19 protein-coding genes are annotated in these 19,047 nt (G+C 32.9%); 8 read left to right on the forward strand and 11 right to left on the reverse strand.

Annotation, left to right across the window (positions count from 1 at the left end; translation table 11 throughout):
• Positions 1-144: 144 nt before the first annotated feature.
• Positions 145-558, reverse strand: coding sequence for a DUF4293 domain-containing protein (locus tag EKM02_RS12345; protein ID WP_126455598.1), 414 nt, complete (start codon positions 556-558; stop codon positions 145-147).
• A 181-nt stretch (positions 559-739) separates the two neighbouring features.
• Here EKM02_RS12345 and rho point away from each other — a divergent pair, with 181 nt between their 5' ends.
• Positions 740-2,506 carry a transcription termination factor Rho gene (gene rho, locus EKM02_RS12350; protein ID WP_126455600.1) on the forward strand — a complete coding sequence of 589 codons (1,767 nt, stop codon included), beginning with the start codon at positions 740-742 and terminating at the stop codon, positions 2,504-2,506.
• Between the two features lie 103 nt (positions 2,507-2,609).
• Here the strand turns inward: rho and EKM02_RS12355 are convergent, their stop codons facing one another.
• The 3 genes from EKM02_RS12355 to EKM02_RS12365 form a co-directional block, all read right to left on the reverse strand.
• Complete coding sequence (locus tag EKM02_RS12355) at positions 2,610-3,866, reverse strand: RsmB/NOP family class I SAM-dependent RNA methyltransferase (protein WP_126455602.1); 1,257 nt, start codon at positions 3,864-3,866, stop codon at positions 2,610-2,612.
• Positions 3,867-4,007: 141 nt separating this feature from the next.
• Positions 4,008-5,969 carry a KUP/HAK/KT family potassium transporter gene (locus EKM02_RS12360; protein ID WP_126455604.1) on the reverse strand — a complete coding sequence of 654 codons (1,962 nt, stop codon included), beginning with the start codon at positions 5,967-5,969 and terminating at the stop codon, positions 4,008-4,010.
• Positions 5,970-6,084: 115 nt separating this feature from the next.
• Entirely contained in the window at positions 6,085-7,218 is a 1,134-nt protein-coding gene (locus EKM02_RS12365; RefSeq protein WP_126455606.1) for a hypothetical protein, read from the reverse strand.
• Positions 7,219-7,333: 115 nt separating this feature from the next.
• Between EKM02_RS12365 and EKM02_RS12370 the strand changes: the two genes are divergently transcribed.
• Positions 7,334-8,395, forward strand: a complete 1,062-nt coding sequence (locus EKM02_RS12370) for a sialidase family protein (RefSeq protein WP_126455608.1) — start codon at positions 7,334-7,336, stop codon at positions 8,393-8,395.
• A gap of 68 nt (positions 8,396-8,463) precedes the next feature.
• On the opposite strand, the gene EKM02_RS12375 is transcribed toward EKM02_RS12370, so the two are convergent.
• The 5 genes from EKM02_RS12375 to EKM02_RS15085 form a co-directional block, all read right to left on the reverse strand.
• Entirely contained in the window at positions 8,464-8,922 is a 459-nt protein-coding gene (locus EKM02_RS12375; RefSeq protein WP_126455610.1) for a sensor of ECF-type sigma factor, read from the reverse strand.
• Positions 8,923-8,958: 36 nt separating this feature from the next.
• A complete protein-coding gene (locus EKM02_RS12380; protein WP_126455612.1) occupies positions 8,959-9,375 on the reverse strand; it encodes a hypothetical protein in 417 nt (138 codons plus the stop codon).
• Positions 9,376-9,408: 33 nt separating this feature from the next.
• Positions 9,409-9,951, reverse strand: a complete 543-nt coding sequence (locus EKM02_RS12385) for an RNA polymerase sigma factor (protein WP_126455614.1) — start codon at positions 9,949-9,951, stop codon at positions 9,409-9,411.
• 64 nt (positions 9,952-10,015) lie between these two features.
• Complete coding sequence (locus EKM02_RS12390) at positions 10,016-11,137, reverse strand: SRPBCC family protein (protein WP_126455616.1); 1,122 nt, start codon at positions 11,135-11,137, stop codon at positions 10,016-10,018.
• Positions 11,138-11,411: 274 nt separating this feature from the next.
• Entirely contained in the window at positions 11,412-11,600 is a 189-nt protein-coding gene (locus EKM02_RS15085) for a hypothetical protein (RefSeq protein ID WP_126455618.1), read from the reverse strand.
• 83 nt (positions 11,601-11,683) lie between these two features.
• Between EKM02_RS15085 and EKM02_RS12400 the strand changes: the two genes are divergently transcribed.
• Entirely contained in the window at positions 11,684-12,070 is a 387-nt protein-coding gene (locus EKM02_RS12400; protein ID WP_126455620.1) for a nucleoside triphosphate pyrophosphohydrolase family protein, read from the forward strand.
• 99 nt (positions 12,071-12,169) lie between these two features.
• On the opposite strand, the gene EKM02_RS12405 is transcribed toward EKM02_RS12400, so the two are convergent.
• Entirely contained in the window at positions 12,170-13,237 is a 1,068-nt protein-coding gene (locus EKM02_RS12405) for a branched-chain amino acid aminotransferase (RefSeq protein WP_126455621.1), read from the reverse strand.
• Positions 13,238-13,534: 297 nt separating this feature from the next.
• Between EKM02_RS12405 and mnmD the strand changes: the two genes are divergently transcribed.
• Together mnmD and EKM02_RS12415 are read left to right on the forward strand one after the other, a co-directional pair.
• A complete protein-coding gene (mnmD, locus tag EKM02_RS12410) occupies positions 13,535-14,197 on the forward strand; it encodes a tRNA (5-methylaminomethyl-2-thiouridine)(34)-methyltransferase MnmD (protein ID WP_126455624.1) in 663 nt (220 codons plus the stop codon).
• A gap of 165 nt (positions 14,198-14,362) precedes the next feature.
• Positions 14,363-14,560, forward strand: coding sequence for a hypothetical protein (locus tag EKM02_RS12415; RefSeq protein ID WP_126455626.1), 198 nt, complete (start codon positions 14,363-14,365; stop codon positions 14,558-14,560).
• A 30-nt stretch (positions 14,561-14,590) separates the two neighbouring features.
• Here the strand turns inward: EKM02_RS12415 and EKM02_RS12420 are convergent, their stop codons facing one another.
• Positions 14,591-15,532, reverse strand: coding sequence for a LysR substrate-binding domain-containing protein (locus tag EKM02_RS12420; RefSeq protein ID WP_126455628.1), 942 nt, complete (start codon positions 15,530-15,532; stop codon positions 14,591-14,593).
• Positions 15,533-15,649: 117 nt separating this feature from the next.
• On the opposite strand from EKM02_RS12420, the gene EKM02_RS12425 reads away from it, so the two are divergent.
• From EKM02_RS12425 to can, 3 genes are all read left to right on the forward strand, one after another.
• The gene (locus EKM02_RS12425) at positions 15,650-16,129 is read left to right on the forward strand and encodes a Dps family protein (protein WP_126455630.1); all 480 of its coding nucleotides are present in this window, start codon (positions 15,650-15,652) and stop codon (positions 16,127-16,129) included.
• 499 nt (positions 16,130-16,628) lie between these two features.
• Positions 16,629-18,287 carry a SulP family inorganic anion transporter gene (locus tag EKM02_RS12435; protein ID WP_126455632.1) on the forward strand — a complete coding sequence of 553 codons (1,659 nt, stop codon included), beginning with the start codon at positions 16,629-16,631 and terminating at the stop codon, positions 18,285-18,287.
• A 97-nt stretch (positions 18,288-18,384) separates the two neighbouring features.
• Positions 18,385-19,020 carry a carbonate dehydratase gene (can, locus tag EKM02_RS12440; protein WP_126455634.1) on the forward strand — a complete coding sequence of 212 codons (636 nt, stop codon included), beginning with the start codon at positions 18,385-18,387 and terminating at the stop codon, positions 19,018-19,020.
• Positions 19,021-19,047: the final 27 nt, after the last annotated feature.

Here is a 19,047-nt window from a genome sequence, read left to right on the forward strand (position 1 = left end):
TGCAAAAACGTTTTTGCAAGTGTTTAATTAAATATTTTTATCTAATAATCTGTATCGGTTATTCAGGACAAGACACAGATATAAAAAAAACCCGAATTGTTACATTCGGGTTTCCTTCGCACAAATAAACTAAAATTTATAGGTTTACCTCAATCTGTCCACAGATTTTACAAGATCCTCATCCTTTTTGATTGCTTTATTGGCCAAAACCAATAATATGATAGCAGCTACAGGAAGAAACATCCCAATACCTTTCTCCGAAACAGCAGGTGTTTCTCCAGATACATTTAGGGAACGATATACAAACAATCCTAATAAAATCAAATTTAATATGATATTCAATCTGCCAATAACAAATTGATTTTGTCTCTTTTTATAGGAAACAATACTAAATAAAGTCAACGTAGTACTCAATCCCAATAATATAGTGTACACTTGACTTTGCATAAAATAAAATGCCTTACCGGTATCCATTGTCCATAATGGAATAAAAAACAGTAAAATACCAGTTACTACAAATGCGAGTAGTAAATAAATGGTTTGAATTCTTTGTATCATTTGTTAAATATCTACTACAAAAATATATTTTCTTTTTTATAAATACTATTGTATCATTAAATTTTATTCGTATTATTGCATCAAAATACCGTAAGCACTTCATACTGCGGTTGATTCATTTTAATGTTTACTACCTATCTTTTACATTATTTTCAAAATTAATTAAACTCCTAGAACATTCATGTTTGATATTTCTGCATTAAAAGAAATGAAGCTTTCTGAGCTTCAAGAAATAGCTAAGTTAGCTAAAACCATAAAATTTAATGGTGTTAAAAAAGAGACTTTAATCAGTCAGATTCTAACGCATCAAGAGGCTAACGTTGATTCAACGTTAGAGATAAAAACCAATAGTAATCCGGAAGACGATAAACCAAAAAGAACCAGAATACTGCCTGTAAAAAAAGTTGCTATTCAAAAATCAGTAAAAAATTCGCTTTTTGAAGCCGAAGAAAATTTTACAGTAGCTCCTGTTTCCGTTGAAGACTATTCTGTTGAAATGTTACAAGTTGACAAAAATGACGATATATCTTCTGTTCAGGAACTTGAATCCGAAGATAAAAAAACAGGAAAGGTGATTAAGTTTAATAAGTCAGCGTACGAGAAAAAAATTGCCTTAAAAAAGGATAAGGAAGAAGGAAAAGAAACAGCTAATGATACTGATACAGTAGCAAATATCACTTCACAGGAGAAGGAAGAAGTTTCAGCTCCGGTTAAAAAAATAAATCCAAACCAATTACACAAACAAAATCCTAATCCAAGTCAAAATGGCAATGGGAGTCAAAATCCAAACTTCAAAAACAAAAAAAATAATTTTGCTGCTTCTGATTTTGAATTTGATGGAATTATAGAAAGCGAAGGTGTGCTGGAAATGATGCCGGACGGCTATGGTTTCTTGCGTTCTTCGGATTACAACTATTTAGCGTCGCCGGATGATATTTATTTGTCGACTTCTCAAATCAGATTGTTCGGTCTTAAAACCGGAGATACTGTAAAAGGTGTAGTTCGCCCACCAAAAGAAGGAGAGAAATTTTTTCCATTAGTTCGGGTTTTAAAAATAAATGGACACGATCCTCAAGTGGTTCGCGACAGAGTGTCATTCGAACATTTAACGCCTGTTTTTCCATCAGAAAAATTCAAATTGGCAGAAAAACAAAGTACGATTTCAACACGAATTATCGATTTGTTTTCACCAATAGGAAAAGGACAACGCGGAATGATTGTGGCGCAGCCAAAAACAGGTAAAACCATGTTGTTGAAGGAAATTGCCAATGCTATTGCGGCCAATCATCCTGAAGTATATTTGATTGTTTTATTGATCGATGAACGCCCGGAAGAGGTTACGGATATGCAACGTAGTGTGCGTGGTGAAGTAATTGCTTCTACTTTTGACAGAGAGCCACAAGAGCATGTTAAAATTGCGAATATCGTTCTTGAAAAAGCAAAAAGATTGGTTGAATGTGGTCACGATGTAGTGATATTATTGGATTCCATTACACGTTTGGCCAGAGCGTATAATACGGTTCAGCCTGCTTCAGGTAAGGTGTTAAGTGGTGGTGTGGATGCAAATGCATTGCAAAAACCAAAACGTTTCTTTGGAGCTGCCCGTAATGTAGAAAATGGGGGTTCGTTGAGTATCATTGCTACTGCATTGACTGAAACCGGCTCGAAAATGGACGAAGTTATTTTTGAAGAATTTAAAGGTACCGGTAATATGGAATTGCAATTGGACAGAAAAATTGCGAACAAGCGTATTTTTCCGGCTATCGATTTGACTTCTTCAAGCACCAGACGAGATGATATGTTATTAGACCAAAAAACATTACAAAGAATGTGGATAATGCGAAAATACCTTTCGGATATGAACCCAGTAGAGGCGATGGATTTTATCAATGATCGTTTCAAGAAAACGAAAAATAACGAGGAGTTTTTAATCTCTATGAATGATTAGGGATATTAAAAGAGAATAGAATAAACAAAACAGATAACGCATAAAAAAACCCTCGATTTATTCGAGGATTTTTTTTTGAATTCTAGAATCTTAAATCTAGATACTATATTATTTCTTTTTGTACTCTTTTTTCTTTCTGTTCTGAGCTTTCTTTACGTTCTAATAAAGCCATATAAAATCCATCAAAACCTGACTCTGAAGCCAATATTTTTTGGTCTTTAATAAAATTAAATTGTTTTCCAATGTCAGTTGTCAGGAAACGAGCAATTTGATCTTGATTTTCGGAGGGTAGTATAGAACAAGTAGCATACACTAATTTTCCACCGGGTTTTACAATTTTAGAATAGCTTTCTAAAACTTCCGATTGTACTTTGCGAATGTTATCAATAAATTCTGGTTTCAATTTCCATTTAGCATCTGGATTTCTTTTCAGCACTCCTAAACCACTGCAAGGGGCATCAATTAATACACGGTCTGCTTTTTCGTGTAATTTTTTGATGATTTTTGTAGAGTCAATAATGCGGTATTCAATATTGAAAGCACCGTCTCTTTTGGCTCTTATTTTTAATTGCTTTAATTTGCTTTCATACAAATCCATAGCAATTAATTGTCCTTTATTTTCCATCAATGAAGCAATGTGCAACGTTTTTCCACCAGCACCGGCGCAGGTATCTACAATACGCATTCCTGGTTTTACATCAAGAAAAGCAGCCACTAATTGGGAGTTGGCATCCTGAACTTCAAAGAAACCTTGTTTGAAAGCATCGGTCAAGAAAACATTAGCTCTTTCTTTTAAAACCAAAGCATCTGGTTGATTTTTTAACGTTTCTGTTTCAATGTTTAAATCCATCAAAATAGCACGCAGGGCCTCTCTGGTTGTCTTAAGCGTGTTTACCCTCAAGATAACTTTAGCGGGCTGGTTTTGAGCTGTAATTTCAGTTGCCCAAACTTTTTCGCCTAGTTCCTTAACTCCTAATTCGTCCATCCAGTCTGGAATAGATTCTTTTAAAGCTCTCACTTTTGAAAGTTCATCAAATCGTCCTTTTATTTTTCGTTCTGGAGTGCCTTCCAGTTGGCGCCAATCCGGAATAGGATAGCCTCTTAATACCGCCCAAACAGAAAACATTCTCCAAAGATTGTCTCTGTCAAAGGGCTCTTTTACTTCGGCTATTTCTGCGTATAATCTTTTCCAACGGACAATTTCGTAGATGGTTTCGGCAACAAACTTTCTATCGGAGCTTCCCCAACGTTTGTCTTTTTTTAAAGATCGGGCAACGACTTTATCCGCATATTCTCCTTCGTTAAAAATAGCGTTCAAAGCGTCTATTGTTGTGTAAACTAAATTTCTGTGTAATCTCATTTTAAATAATTGAGGTGCAAAGGTACTATTAATTGATTAAATGATATATTTTAAGTAATGAATGTTGTTTTTAAATTTTTCGACAGAAAAAAACACTGTATTATTACAGTGTTTCTTGGATCATTTAAATAACAGAAAGAATTATTTTACTCTTGTCAATCCAATATTCTCAGGAGCATGCAGCACCATTGGAAATTGTTCCACTTTTACGGAACTGCTATCCAATCCAAAAGCTCTTTCTTCAGATAAACTTAATTTTTTAATGAAGAAATAGGAGTTCATAATTATTTTTTCATGCCAACGTAAATCACTGTCATTGGAAAGGAATTTTTCGGATAATACAAATTTGAAATCACCTATGATATTATTTTTATTCAAAGATTCGTAGCGGCTGGTTATATCTACTTCTCCTTTTTGCACCATATCCCGGATTACCTCTCTAAACATCAGATTTATTTTTGTAGGTTCTCTAAAACCAAGATTAAAGTCTACACGATACAAATCATCTTTGACAATTTCAGTTACTTTATATTCGGTTTTGTAAGGTTCAGTCAATATATTCACGTGAACAAACCAATAAATATCAGCTCTTTTGGGTCTTTTTTGTAAGATGGAATACATTACTTTTTCTTCGATCTCGTCAATTCTTCCGGCATTAGTCATATATACTAAATGTGTTGCGTATTTAGGAATGGATAAATCAGCACTTAACTCCACTAGTACTTTTTTGTAGTCCTCAATTTTAACAATTTTGGTGTAACTTTTGTTAATTTTTTTGGCAAGGTACCAAATAGTCATTATACCTATTAAAGCGATTGCTATAAATAGTGTTACGTAGCCACCTTCAGCAAACTTCGTAATATTAGCAGCAAGAAAACTAAATTCGATTATTAGATAAATAGTAATTAATGGAACTATAAAATATAATTTCACTCTTTTCATTATTAGGTAAAAATTCAGTAAAATAGTGGTCATTATCATACACAGAATGATCGCCAGTCCGTACGCATGTTCCATGTTACTGGATTCTTCGAAGTGTAGTACAATTCCAACACACCCAATAAATAATAACCAGTTAATAGACGGAATGTACAATTGTCCTTTTAATTCTGTAGGATATTTTATTTTTACTTTTGGCCAAAAATTCAAGCGCATTGCTTCATTAATCAAAGTAAATGACCCACTAATAAGTGCTTGTGAGGCTATAACAGCGGCAAGAGTTGCTATTATAATTCCGACAGGCTGAAACCAGTCTGGCATAATGAGATAGAAAGGGTTTCCGTTTTTTCCTCCCAGAGTTTGTAAAGTTTCTCCTTCGTGACGAATTAAATAAGCGGCTTGTCCAAAATAATTCAACACTAATGCAGTTTTTACAAAAATCCAGCTAATTCGGATGTTTTTTCGTCCGCAATGTCCCATGTCTGAGTACAATGCTTCTGCGCCTGTTGTGCACAGAAACACAAAACCTAAAACAAAAAAACCTTCTGGATGGATGGTCAATAAATGATAGGCATAGTAAGGATTGATTGCTTTTAAAACTTCAGTGTGTTGTGAAATTTGTGCGATTCCAAGTATTGCCAGCATCCCAAACCAAATAAGCATCATTGGAGCAAAAAATTTACCAACTAGCTTGGTGCCGAATTGTTGAATGGCAAAAAGCACAAAGAGAATACTTATTACAATTGGTATGGTATTAATTTCAGGATAATAGGTTCTTATTCCTTCAACTGCTGAGGATACTGAGATGGGTGGCGTTATGATTCCGTCGGCTAATAAAGCGCTTCCGCCGATTATAGCGGGTACGATCAACCACTGAATTTTTGTTTTTTTGACCAAAGCATATAAAGCAAAAATCCCGCCTTCGCCATGATTATCAGCGCTTAACGTGATTAGTACGTACTTGATTGTGGTTTGCAGTGTAAGGGTCCAAAACACACACGATATTCCACCTAAGACAATATCCGAATTAATAATGTGGGTGCCTAGTATAGCTTTCATTACATACAAGGGTGACGTTCCTATGTCACCGTAAATTATTCCTAATGAAATTAATAAACCCCCTAATGTCCATTTACTGTGCAGGTCTTTGTGCGATACGCTCATGTGTAATTTTTAAAAAACTTTTCAAATTTACACTTTTAAAATAAATTAGCGGTTTTTATCCAATAAAAAAAACACGGTTTTGTGCGCCGTGTTTCTTTTTGTGTGTTTAAGATTTTTAGGATCTTCTATTTTCATTTCTTGAAGAAGAATTGCCTCTTTGAGATTCAGTTCTCTGAGGAGCTGATGGTCTAGATGTGTTGCCTCTGTTTTGAGATTCCGCTCTTTGTGGGGTGACTTGCCTAGAAGGACTGGTTCTGTTTTCAAAATATTCTCTAGAAGATTCAGCTCTTTGTGGGAGGGCTTGTCTTGAAGGACTGGTTCTGTTTTGAGAATATTCTCTAGACGATTCTGGTCTTTGTGGGGTGACTTGCCTAGAAGGACTGGTTCTGTTTTGAGAATAATCTCTGGACGATTCTGTTCTTTGTCTTGAAGGACTTGTTCTATTTTGAGAAGTTCCTCTCTGTACTATTGCTCTTCTATTAGAATAGCTGGTTTCATTTCTGGAGACTCTTCTTTGATCTAATTCATAGCGGTTATTTACATTATCATTTCTTCTGGAAAAAGACGCATTTGGATGTTGTCTTTCATATCCGTTTGAACGTCTTGAATTGTATAAAACTACTCCACGATTACTTCTACGGTTATTGACATAGTTATAATTGTTGTTGATATTCAAATTAATATTTATGTTATTTCTATATCTAAAAACGGGAAATGGATTCCAAGCATAATAATAGGACGGATAATAATTCCAATTCCAAGTGGAATAGTAAGGGCGGTAATTAGTAGACCAGAAGGATGCATAAATTACTGGAGTATTGTAATAAACTGGCTGATAAATGTAATTTTGGCCATACATAAATTCATTACCAACTATTTGTACATGAATTTTATTATTTCTGTCTTTTTCAACATCAATTGTAGCTACATCTTGGTAAACATCTTCATCAATCACTGATTGAACGATGATGAGATGGGTTCTGTTTTCTACCGTTTCAATAACCCGTAAATAATCAACTTCGTTGTCATTATTCAAATCTAAATTTGAAATTTGCAGCTCAGGATCATTAAGGCGTCTTTCAAAATCCTGTAAGTCTCTGGAATCACCAAAGATATCTGCAACAGCTCTCAGGTCAAGATTATCACTAATTTCGGCATTCATTGCATTCACTGATGTTCTGTTTTGTGCCTGTATTTGTGTTGTGAAAACAGCGGTCAACAGACTCAGTAGTAGTAGTTTCGTTTTCATAATTAATTGGATTAAGTTTTTCCTTTTTTTCAATATCCAATTACTGTGCCAATGTAATTTAGATGCTATTTGTATTTATATTATTAATTGTAAATTAGCCCTAAAATGTACGAAAATGAAAAATATTTTTTTAATGCTGCTGGTTTTAAATGGATTTGTATCTTGTAAAACGAGTGTTTACAAGTCGGAAAAGTTACACAATGGTAGTTTTCTGTCCGTTGAAATTGACACCTTATTTCAAGATCAAATAAGTATCAGAGCGATTCAAATTGATAAAAATAAAATATGGTATGCTGCTGATAATGGTAGATACGGGTTCTATAATTTAGATACCAATCAAAAAATAGAGCACAAAATCACCAAGGATTCTTTGAATCTTGAATTTAGGAGTATCGCTCAAACAGCCAATCATATTTTTATCCTCAATGTGGCAAATCCTGCAGTGTTGTATCAAATTTCAAAAGAGGAAAAGGATTCACAAATAGTATATCAGGAAAGCCATGAGAAGGTCTTCTATGATAGTATGCAATTTTGGAACGATACAGAAGGTATTGCTATGGGAGATCCAATCGCTGATTGTCTTAATATTATTACAACGCGCGATGGAGGCCGATCATGGAATAAAATTTCGTGCGATAAATTACCAAAAGTGATGCAAGGCGAAGCTGCTTTTGCGGCAAGCAATACTAATATTGTAATTAAAGGGAATAATACATGGATTGTTTCTGGTGGAAAAAAATCAAGGGTTTTTTATTCTCCTGATAAAGGAAAGTGTTGGACCGTTTTTGAAACTCCAATGGCACAAGGAAAGGCAATGACCGGAATTTTTACTGCCGATTTTTATGATGCAAAAATCGGTTTTGTAGCCGGAGGGGATTATGAAAATCAAAACCAGAATTTTTCCAATAAAGCCCGTACTGCGGATGGTGGGAAAACATGGGAGCTTATTGCTGAAAATAAAGGCTTTGGGTATGCTTCCTGTGTGCAATATATTCCTGAAAGCAATGGTAAGAAACTATTCACTGTGGGGACTTCAGGGGTTTATTACTCCTCGGATGGTGGTGAATCATGGCAACAAATAGCAAAGGATAAAAGTCTTACTACGCTCCGGTTCCTAGATAAAAAAACGGCTGTTGCTGCAGGGAAAAATAAAATGATTCGGATCGATTTTAAATAACAAAAACATCCTAAGCTCAAGTTTTTACTTGTGTTTAGGATGTTTTATCGAACTAATAAAAAAAGATGTTATTTTTTATGCGCTTTGTTGCGGTATTGTTGCAACAGCTTTCTATTGAAGTCTTCCTCTGCTTTTTTAAGTTTTAAAATTTTTACAGATGGAAATATTTCTCTCAAATTTTGAACAAATTTCTTCCGTAAAAAAAACAATTCTTCTTCGGTTTCTTCTATTTGAACTAAAAATGAATTGGATTCTTTCTCCGTGATTTGATCTAAAGATCCATCATTCATTCTTCTCATGAAACTTTTCATTTTCTGATGTCTTAATTCAAATTGTTTGTCATCAAACAGGTTGTAAATAGGCCAGAATTTTTCGGCTTCACTAGTGGTCAAGTTTAACTCAGTCGTCAAAAAGGCTACTTTCAAAGCTTTAATTTGTTCTTTTTTCTCTTTCATGTTTTCATGTTGACCATAAAAATTAAAGGAAAGAAGTAGCAACAGTATTGGGAATATTTTTTTATTTTTCATTTTTGTTTTATTTATTGTAATCGGTGAACGCGTTTTTTATTCTAAAAGAAGATGCTCCAGATTAGCATTTTCGGATAAATGATCCTCTATAGCTTCATCTTCTAAAACTTCATTATCTGCTTTAATATTATTGATATCTTCGGTTTCTAATTCACTTATTAAATCATAAGGGTTTACACTCGATTGATAGGTTAAATAATTTTCCAGAGTGAGCGTGTCTATTTCGTTAGGGTTGCTTGCTGACGGGCTTAAAACAGGAATCATCAGGGCTATTACTAAAATTGCTGCAACCATTAGAATCCTGTTTTTTCTTTTTTGAAAAATAGAAATTACTTTTGGCTCCTCTCTGGGTAATTGCTTCATCATTTTTGCTGAAAAATTTTCAAAATAATGGTCTGGGATCTTAAATCCAGTCTCAATTTTGGGCTCGTTTTCTAATTTAAATGTTTTCATACTATTCATTAGACAGTGGTATTGCAAAAAGGTTTAATTAGTAGATACAAATGCTTCTATTTTTTTTACAGCAAGGTGATAGGAAGCTTTTAATCCTCCAACTGAGGTGCCTAAAATAAGAGATATTTCCTCGTATTTTAGTTCTTCAAAATATTTCATTTTAAAAACTAACTGTTGTTTTTCAGGTAATAAAGCAATTGCTTTTTGTAATTTTAGTTGAATGTCGTTTCCATCAAAAAATACATCTGCTTCGAGATTATCAATAGTTTTACGTTGTAAAATTACAGACGATACCGTATTGATTTTTGATTTTTGTTTCAAAAAAGTCAATGCTTCATTAGTAGCAATACGGTACATCCAAGAGAAGAGTTTACTGTCTCCTTTAAAATTCTTTAAATTTTGAAATATTTTGATAAAAGTATTTTGCAAAATATCATCCGCATCATCGTGATTTATAACAATGTTACGAATGTGATTGTATAAGGGTCTTTGATACTCTTGTAACAACTGCTGAAACGCTTGATTTTGTGTTTTCGAGTTCAACAAGTTATTTATATATTCCTGTTCGTCTTGCAAATTTTTTATTTATGAATTTAGAATACTCTTTATCAAAAAGGTTTAATTCGGTAGAAAGATAATATTAAAATTCAGATTGTTCTTCTTCCTTTTTTTGTACAGGTTCCGGTGTTTTTACCGCTGGAGATTTAAGGATTTCTGCTGGAACAAAGACTTTAGCAGGAATTACTTTTGGTTTTATTGGAAAGTAAATATCAGTAATCCACTTTGATGGATTTTTTATTTCCGTTTTTCCGATGGTATAGTTCTCTAGGTGTGAAAATTTAGTGTCAATGCTTATTTTGTTAGCATTGCTGTACGCTGTTGTTTTATCTAGCGCTTTTTTTATGTGTGAATAATCACCGGTTAAAGTTGTTTTCAAGGCTTCGAAAGGTTCGAGTTTACCGGATAAAATATCACTGCCTGAACTGGTTAAAATTTGATTTTTTATAGGGATACAAAAAGACAATCTACTCAATCCATTTACTGGATCGTAAGTGTGATAAATAATAAAAGGCTTTCCATTCAATTCTATATTGTTTTGTTCACAAAAAAGAATGATTTTTGGAAAAACGATACGGGCATTTTTAGTGACATTTGAAATTTTGCTTGTAAAAGTTTGGTACAAATAAAAAGTTGCTAGTTTTTTTACCACACCTTTTACCTTTATTTGATGGGTATTTATCTCGTAAACTAGTGTTTTGTCCAGATTAGCCAAGCTTTTTTCCTGCATGGCACCTATAACTGTATCGATACCGCCGTTTAAAGCAGCAGTGATCTTCATAACGAAACTCATTTTTCCGGTGGTTTTCCAGGTGACCTTTGTTCCGCCAACCGTGTCTTTTAAACTCAAGAAAACGGATGAATCACCTCCGTTGTAATTCATCTTTTGAGAAATACTTTCATTTTCTTTTACAAAAACCGTTTGCATATTCCCTGTGACTTCTTTTCCTTCCCAAGTGAAGGAAGCTCCCTTTCCTACAGTGTTTTTAGGATAGGTGATTATAATTTCAGGATCTTCAACCATCCAGGCGCCAAAATCTTGCCAATTTTTATAATCATTAACAAAATTAAATACCGTAGATTTAGGAGAATTAATAATATGACTTCTTTGCACAGTGAATTCCCCTTTTTGTGTAGCTACAAAAATGGATAAAGCCACTAAACTAAGCAGCAGTAAAAGAAATAAATATTTTATAATCCTCATGATATCTAATTGTATTAATTTTTGTAAAGTTAAAAATTTAATTTACAAGTCGCCAAAAGTGTTAAATAAAAAAATGCGACTTGAATATTTTAATTGAATAGTTGTTTTACGAAAGGAATACTATGGAAGAAGGAGTTCTAGAATAAAATTTATAAGGGAAATGTTCAGGCAGGACTATTTGGCACCTTGCACTAGTTAGCAATTAGGATTTGTTTTTAAATAAGGAAGGAACAAACTAAAAAAGTCCTCTTTGAAGAAGACATTTTTAAAAAAACTAACGTTTGAAAAACACTTTTATCAAAAATAAAATGCCAATAAACACTCCAAAACCAATTAAAATTTTATAATTTCCTTTATAAAATTTTCGGTGTAACGCTAAATCTTTTCGGTAGGCGTAAATCATTGCAATACTGAATGCAATAAAAAAAAAGCCGGCAAAAATGAATTGTCCCTGACTAAACATACTTTATATTATTTTTGACAAATTTAGCTATTTGTTTAATAATAGTTTGCTTATTTGTATTTTCATTTAATAAAATTTAAATTATGCAAAAACAAATTAATGCCGTCAAAGAATTCCATACCGCTTTCAAAATTGGGCATAGCGAAACTCCAATAGCCGGCTTAGCTGAAACCAAACATATCCTTCGTTTCAATTTGATGAAAGAAGAGAATGAAGAATATTTAGAGGCTGTTCAGAATAATGATTTAATAGAAATTGCCGATGCATTAGGCGATATGATGTACATTTTATGCGGAACGATTATTGAGCATGGGCTGCAAGACAAAATAGAAGCCGTTTTCGATGAAATTCAACGTAGTAATATGAGTAAGTTGGGTCAGGATGGGGAGCCTATTTACCGTGAAGATGGTAAGGTCATGAAAGGACCAAATTATTTCAAGCCTGATTTCTCTAAAATAATTGGGAAATAGCGGTAGAAATTTCACTAATATTTTGATGATGTATGCTATGATATAAAAAAGCGATTTTCACACTGAAAATCGCTTTTTTTTAATTTTTAAATCTTTGAATTATACTTTAACAGTCCAGCCAAAAGGATCCGCATCTAATTTATTTTGGATATTTTCTAATTTAGTTTTCAGTTGCAAAGCCATTGTGTTTTCAATTTTTGGCAATTCATGATATACATCCTGATAAGAGAATCCAGAAATGGGGCTTACCACAGCAGCTGTTCCGGCCCCAAAAATTTCTTTTAAAGTTCCGTTTTTAGAAGCCTCAACAAGTTCTGACACTAAAACTGAACGAATCTCTACAGTTATACCTTCACTTTTTGCTAAATCAATCAGTGTTTTTCGAGTAACACCATCAAGTATTCTTTCACTTACAGGAGCCGTTAATAATGTGTCATTTATTCTAAAAAACACATTCATAGTACCGGCTTCTTCTAATTTTGTGTGTGTGGCATCATCAGTCCAGATTATTTGTTGAAAACCTTCTTTATTCGCTAAAGTAGTTGGATAAAATTGGGCTGCATAATTTCCGGCTGCCTTAGCAGCTCCTATTCCACCATTAGCCGCTCTGCTGTAATGCTCCGCAATTATTACTTTTACATCACCTGAATAATAAGAGGAAACAGGCGATAAAATAATCATGAACTTATATTCATTTGATGGGTTTGCAATTACTCCGGTACCTGTTGCAATCATAAAGGGTCTGATATATAAGGCATTTCCTTTTCCTTTTTTTATCCATGCTTCGTCTAATCGCAGCAATTGATTTAAACCATTCAGGAATATATCTTCTGGAACTTCCGGCATAGCCATCCTAACAGCCGAGGTGTTGAAACGGATATAGTTTTGATCGGGTCTAAAAAGCCAAACGTCATTATTCTCATCTTTGTACGCTTTCATGCCTTCAAAAATAGCTTGACCATAATGAAAAACTCTGGATGATGGATCTAACAATAAAGGCGCATAAGGCTTAATGACTGGTTGCTGCCATTCCCCATTTTTAAAATCACATTCAAATAAATGATCTGAAAAAACAGATCCAAAGCTTAAATTTTTAAAATCAACTTCATTTATTTTTGAAGTGGGTGCATTAATTATTTCAATTTTGCTACTTTGAGTTGTACTCATGATAATGTATTGTTTGGTTTTATATGTTACTACAATTGGGAATTAAAATCTTGATTATGCAAAAAGAACTTTAATAATTGCAAAATTAAATAAAAATCACTAAGATACTTGACAAAACACCATTAATTATAGTCTTTATGTACGATTTATTTATTTTTGAAAAAACAGAAAAAATCAGCATTAATTTTATGAGATTTGCATAATAAATGTACTTTATTTAAGACAATCATTTTAGTTTTGATTAAATTTGGTCTGCCCTTATAATTATAAAACTTCAAATAACCTCAAATAATAATTTTGAAAAGAGAAATAATACAAACACTTGATGGTTCCACAACCATACGAATAGAGGAATGGGATGAGTGCTACCATTCTAAACATGGCGCCATTCAGGAAGCGCAGCATGTCTTTATTAAAAACGGACTTTCCTTATTTCAAAATAAAGCAGTTTCTATTTTAGAAATTGGTTTTGGTACCGGATTGAATACTTTTATTACCTTATTAGAAGCAAAAAAAATGAATCAGTCTATCGATTACGTTGGCGTTGAGGCATATCCTATTTCTTCTGATGAAGTTTCATGTATGAATTATGTTACAGAGTTGAATGCTACTCAAGAAAGCGACATTTTTATAGCAATGCATAAAAGCGTCTGGGGAGAGAAAATAGCGCTAAGGAATGATTTTTTGTTGACTAAAAGAAAGCAGTTTTTTGAAGAAATTGAAGACAATAACACATTTGATTTGATTTACTTTGATGCTTTTGGTTACAGAGTGCAACCTGAATTATGGAGTACGGATATTTTTAAAAGAATGCATACAGCACTCAAAAGTAAAGGCGTTTTAGTGACTTATGCTGCCAGAGGAGTTGTAAAAAGAAGCATGTTAGAAGTAGGTTTTACGGTTGAAAAATTAGCAGGGCCACCAGGAAAAAGAGAAATGTTCAGAGCTACTAAAAAATAAATATTAGTTAAGTAGCTTATTATCAATAATTTATTATATTTTTGGTCTAAAGTAGTACAAAAACTAAAAAAACTAAAAACTACGTTAAATAACTATGTTTTAGTTGTGAAAAATGTATTTTTACATTACTTTCAATTAAAATCTAACCTAAAATCTTCATTAATTATGTCGAAAATCATGTATGATTATACTAAATCAGTTTTAGAAAGAGTAAGCTTTGATGTTATGCTTTTTAGCAAAGAATTAGAAAAAGCCATTAAGACATTATTGCCCTATGAAATGGATCAATTACGAGAGTGGTTATTAAATTTCACTATTGGTAAACCGGAATTAAAGCACTGTTTATTAATAGTAAATTCATAGTAAAAAAGGAACCATAAGCGGTTCCTTTTTTTATTTTTTTGCGATGGGACTTATTATCTGAACATTTTGAAAAACAATTGCTCCTTTTACAACTCCTGTTATGGTAGTGCGAAGTGCATCTATTATTTGAATTTTTAATTCGCTTTTAGGAAAAATCAAACTGACTTCTCGTGCGGGCTTAGGTTCTTTAAAATGACGAAGTTTTAGCTTGTCTTTTTCTTTTAAATCTAAGGTATGCAAATAGGGAAGTAACGTTGTTCCCAGACCTTCATCAGCTAATTTTATCAAGGTTTCAAAACTTCCACTTTGTATTTGAAAATGATCGATTTCGTTTTTACCGGCACTCTTACATAAGTTTAAAATTCCTTCTCTAAAACAATGTCCGTCTTGTAATAATAAAATTTCATCCAAGTTTAAATCTGAAACTTCTATTTCTTCTTTTTGAAAAGTATGGTGGTTTTCAGGAATGTACGCAACAAAAGGTTCGTAGTACAAGACTATTTCTTTGATTTTTTCTTCCATCAAAGGAGTTGCGGCAATGGCAGCGTCCAGATGTCCATTATTGAGTTTAATAATAATTTCTTCGGTATTTAACTCCTCAATGACGAGTTTTACTTTTGGATATTTTTTTATAAAATTATTTAAAAACATTGGCAGTAAAGTAGGCATAATTGTAGGAATAATGCCTAATCTAAATTCACCGCCAATAAAACCTTTTTGTTGTTCAACAATGTCTTGAATTCTATCAGCTTCATTGACTATGTTTTTTGCCTGATTTACAATTTTATGTCCAATATCTGTGAGCTGGATTGGTTTTTTGGTACGGTCAAATATTTGAATATTTAATTCTTCTTCTATTTTTTGAATTTGCATACTCAGTGTCGGCTGAGTAACAAAACATTTTTCTGCAGCAAGAGTGAAATTCTTGTGTTCAGCTACCGCAAGTACGTATTTTAATTGAGTAATAGTCATGATTATAATTATATCTGATACAAATTTAATAAAACAATAACTTTTTATTATGGTGTTTTTCGTTAATCTTGCACTAAATTTGTTTTGTAACGTAAATAAATATAAAACAACAATAATATGAAAACAAATATTTTAGGTTTACCGGTAAAAGAGTCAGAATTAATAGCAACTGAACTAAATGTTTTGTTAGCGAATTTTCAAGTGTATTATCAAAATTTAAGAGGAATTCATTGGAATATTAGAGGAAAGCGTTTTTTTGATTTACATGTGAAATTTGAGCAATTGTACACGGATTCTCAAATTAAAATTGATTTAATTGCTGAAAGAGTTCTGACCGTTGGTGGAACGCCACTTCATACGTTTGAAGACTATATAAAAAACAATCAATTGGTAGTTGGTAAAAATATTTCAAATGATGAAAAAGCAGTGCATTTAATTGTTACATCATTATCTCATTTATTAAAAATTGAACGCGTAATTCTTGACAAATCGGGACAAATTAACGATGAAGGTACCAATGCAATGATGAGTGATTTCATTTCAGAACAAGAAAAGACAATTTGGATGATGCAGGCTTGGCTCGAAGAAAGTTTGTAATACTTAGTTTTAAGAATATAGCCAGATAAAAATGCATCATTTTTATCTGGTTTTTTTTTGAATGTTAATTTTTTTTAAAAATAAATATAAACTGTTACTTTTATTTTAAACTAAATTCTATTTTTGCGGGAATGAAAATGATATCTAAAATATTTTTGCTTCTATTTTTAGCTTTCCTTATTATCCCAACTATTGTTATGGTGATTGAGAAAAGTTCAGATATCTCTGTTTTCTATAGTGTTTCTGAAGAAGAAAATATCCATAAACAAATTAAAGTACTATTTAGTTCTGAATCTTCTTGGGAAATAATTACTACTAAAAAATTATCCTCTAATACTATTCTTTCTGAAAATTTATCAAAGCACGATAATATTATCTTTTCCATATTTATACTACCACCGAAATACGTTTAATACATTTTAGAATTTTTGTTTTTTTAAATCGATTTTCACTTATATAAAGTAGAAAATTCTTTGTATTTAATCTTAAGTACGGTATTATGACCAAAAAAATTAATCTTTTTGCCACCCTCAAATCTGATTTTGCATCAGGATCAGTGGTTTTTTTAGTGGCTCTGCCCTTGTGTATGGGTATTGCAATGGCTTCGGGTGCGCCATTATTTTCAGGAATTATTTCAGGAATTGTTGGAGGAATTGTCGTTGGGTATTTAAGCACATCGCACATCAGTGTTTCAGGCCCTGCAGCAGGTCTTACCGCAATTGTTCTTACCGCAATAACGGATTTAGGTGCATTTGATGTTTTTTTGACGGCTGTTTTTATTGCAGGTATAATACAATTAGTTCTAGGATTTCTGAAAGCAGGAAGTATATCTAATTATTTTCCAACAAATGTCATCGAAGGAATGCTGGCCGGTATTGGGATTATAATTATTTTGAAACAATTGCCTCATGCCTTTGGATACGATAGCGATTTTGAAGGCGATTTAGCTTTTATGCAAAAGGACGGAAGTAATACATTTTCAACCTTATTAAACATTTTTGATTATATTCAGGTTGGATCTGTAATTATCACTTTAACTTCTGTAGCGGTATTGATTTCCTGGAATAAAGTCCCTTTTTTGAAGGATTTAAAATTAATTCCAGGCGCATTGGTTGCTGTAGTTTTAGGTGTTGTTTTGAATGAGATTTTCATCACAACAGGAAGTCCGTGGGCTATAACTAACGAACATTTAGTTTCTTTACCGGTTCCTACCAGTCTGGAGGAATTTAAGACGATTATAGTTACTCCAAATTTTTCTGGAATTTCGAATCCAAAAGTTTGGATAGTAGCCTTCACTATTGCAATAGTTGCCTCGATAGAAACGTTATTGAGTATTGAAGCAGCAGATAGAATGGATATTCAAAGGCGTTATACGCAAACTAATATTGAATTGAAAGCACAAGGTGTTGGAAATGTCATAAGCTCACTTTTAGGAGGTCTACCCTTGACCTCGGTAATTGTGCGTACCTCGGCAAATTCTAATTCAGGTGCTAAATCAAAGATGTCTACTATGATTCATGGGGTATTATTATTAGTGAGTGTACTTGTAATCCCTGTTATCCTGAATAAAATCCCATTGGCTACATTAGCTGCAATTTTAATTTTGGTTGGTTACAAGTTAGCTAAACCAGCCACTTTCAAACATTTTTTGGAAAAAGGGAAATATCAATTTGTTCCTTTTATTGCGACTCTATTAGCCGTTGTTTTTACGGATTTATTAAAAGGGGTGGCATTAGGAATTGCCATCAGTGTTATTTTTGTTTTAAAAGGAAACCTGAAAAGAGCTTACAGTTTTAGAAAAGAAGAATATGAAGATGGTGATGTTATCCACATTGATTTGGCGCAGGAAGTTTCTTTTTTGAACAAAGCAGCCATTAAATACACTTTAAACGAGATTCCTGAAAATTCTAAAGTAATAATTGATGCCAAAGACACCGTGTATATAGCGCATGACATTTTAGATTTGATATATGAGTTCAAAACAACAAGAGCTATAGATCATAATATAAAAGTCAAACTCAAAGGATTTAAAAAAGCCTATGATTTAGAAAATACTCAAGAAACCAAAAACCATGTAACTATTGAGCATTATTATGATGCAGCAAAAAGGGTAATGGTTAAACGAGAGGTGCCTGACGAAGAATTCGGTAAAGAATAAAAATTAATTTCGCACTAATAAATTTAAAAATGAGTCCTTTACAAAGCATTAATTTGTCACTAAGTAAGGATATAAACAAAATAAGTACACAACGATTATGAGTGATTTTTATAAAAAAATACTGGAAAATAATAAAAAATGGGTAGAAACATCTTTGGCTTCTGATCCTAATTATTTTGAAGACTTGGCCAAAGGACAAACACCACCCTTATTATGGATAGGTTGTTCTGATAGCAGGGTTCCTGCAAATGAAATTGTAGGAGCTAAACCAGGCGAAGTTTTTGTTCATAGAAATATTGCTAATATGGTGGTTCATTCAGATATGAATATGTTGAGTGTACTGGATTATGCAGTAAATGTATTGAAAGTGAAACATGTACTGGTATGCGGTCATTATGGTTGCGGCGGTGTCAAGGCAGCGATGGGTAATGATTCTATAGGTATCATTGACAACTGGATTCGTCACATAAAAGATGTCTATCGTTTGCACAGTGCCTACTTAGATTCTATTTTAGATGAAACAGAGCGATTCAACACTTTTGTAGAATTGAATGTTAAAGAACAAGTTTTTGATTTGGCTAAAACTTCAATTGTTCAGGCAGCATGGCGAAATGGTCAGGACTTAACCTTACACGGATGGGCTTATGGTCTTAATTCCGGTTTTGTAACGGATTTAGAGGTAAATATCAGTTCCGAAAAAGATTTGGATGAAGTCTATCAGTTGAAATTTTAATCCCCCAAATTTGTACTAAATGAAAGC

Source organism: Flavobacterium sp. RSP49, assembly GCF_003968735.1.
In the GTDB taxonomy this organism is placed as follows: domain Bacteria; phylum Bacteroidota; class Bacteroidia; order Flavobacteriales; family Flavobacteriaceae; genus Flavobacterium.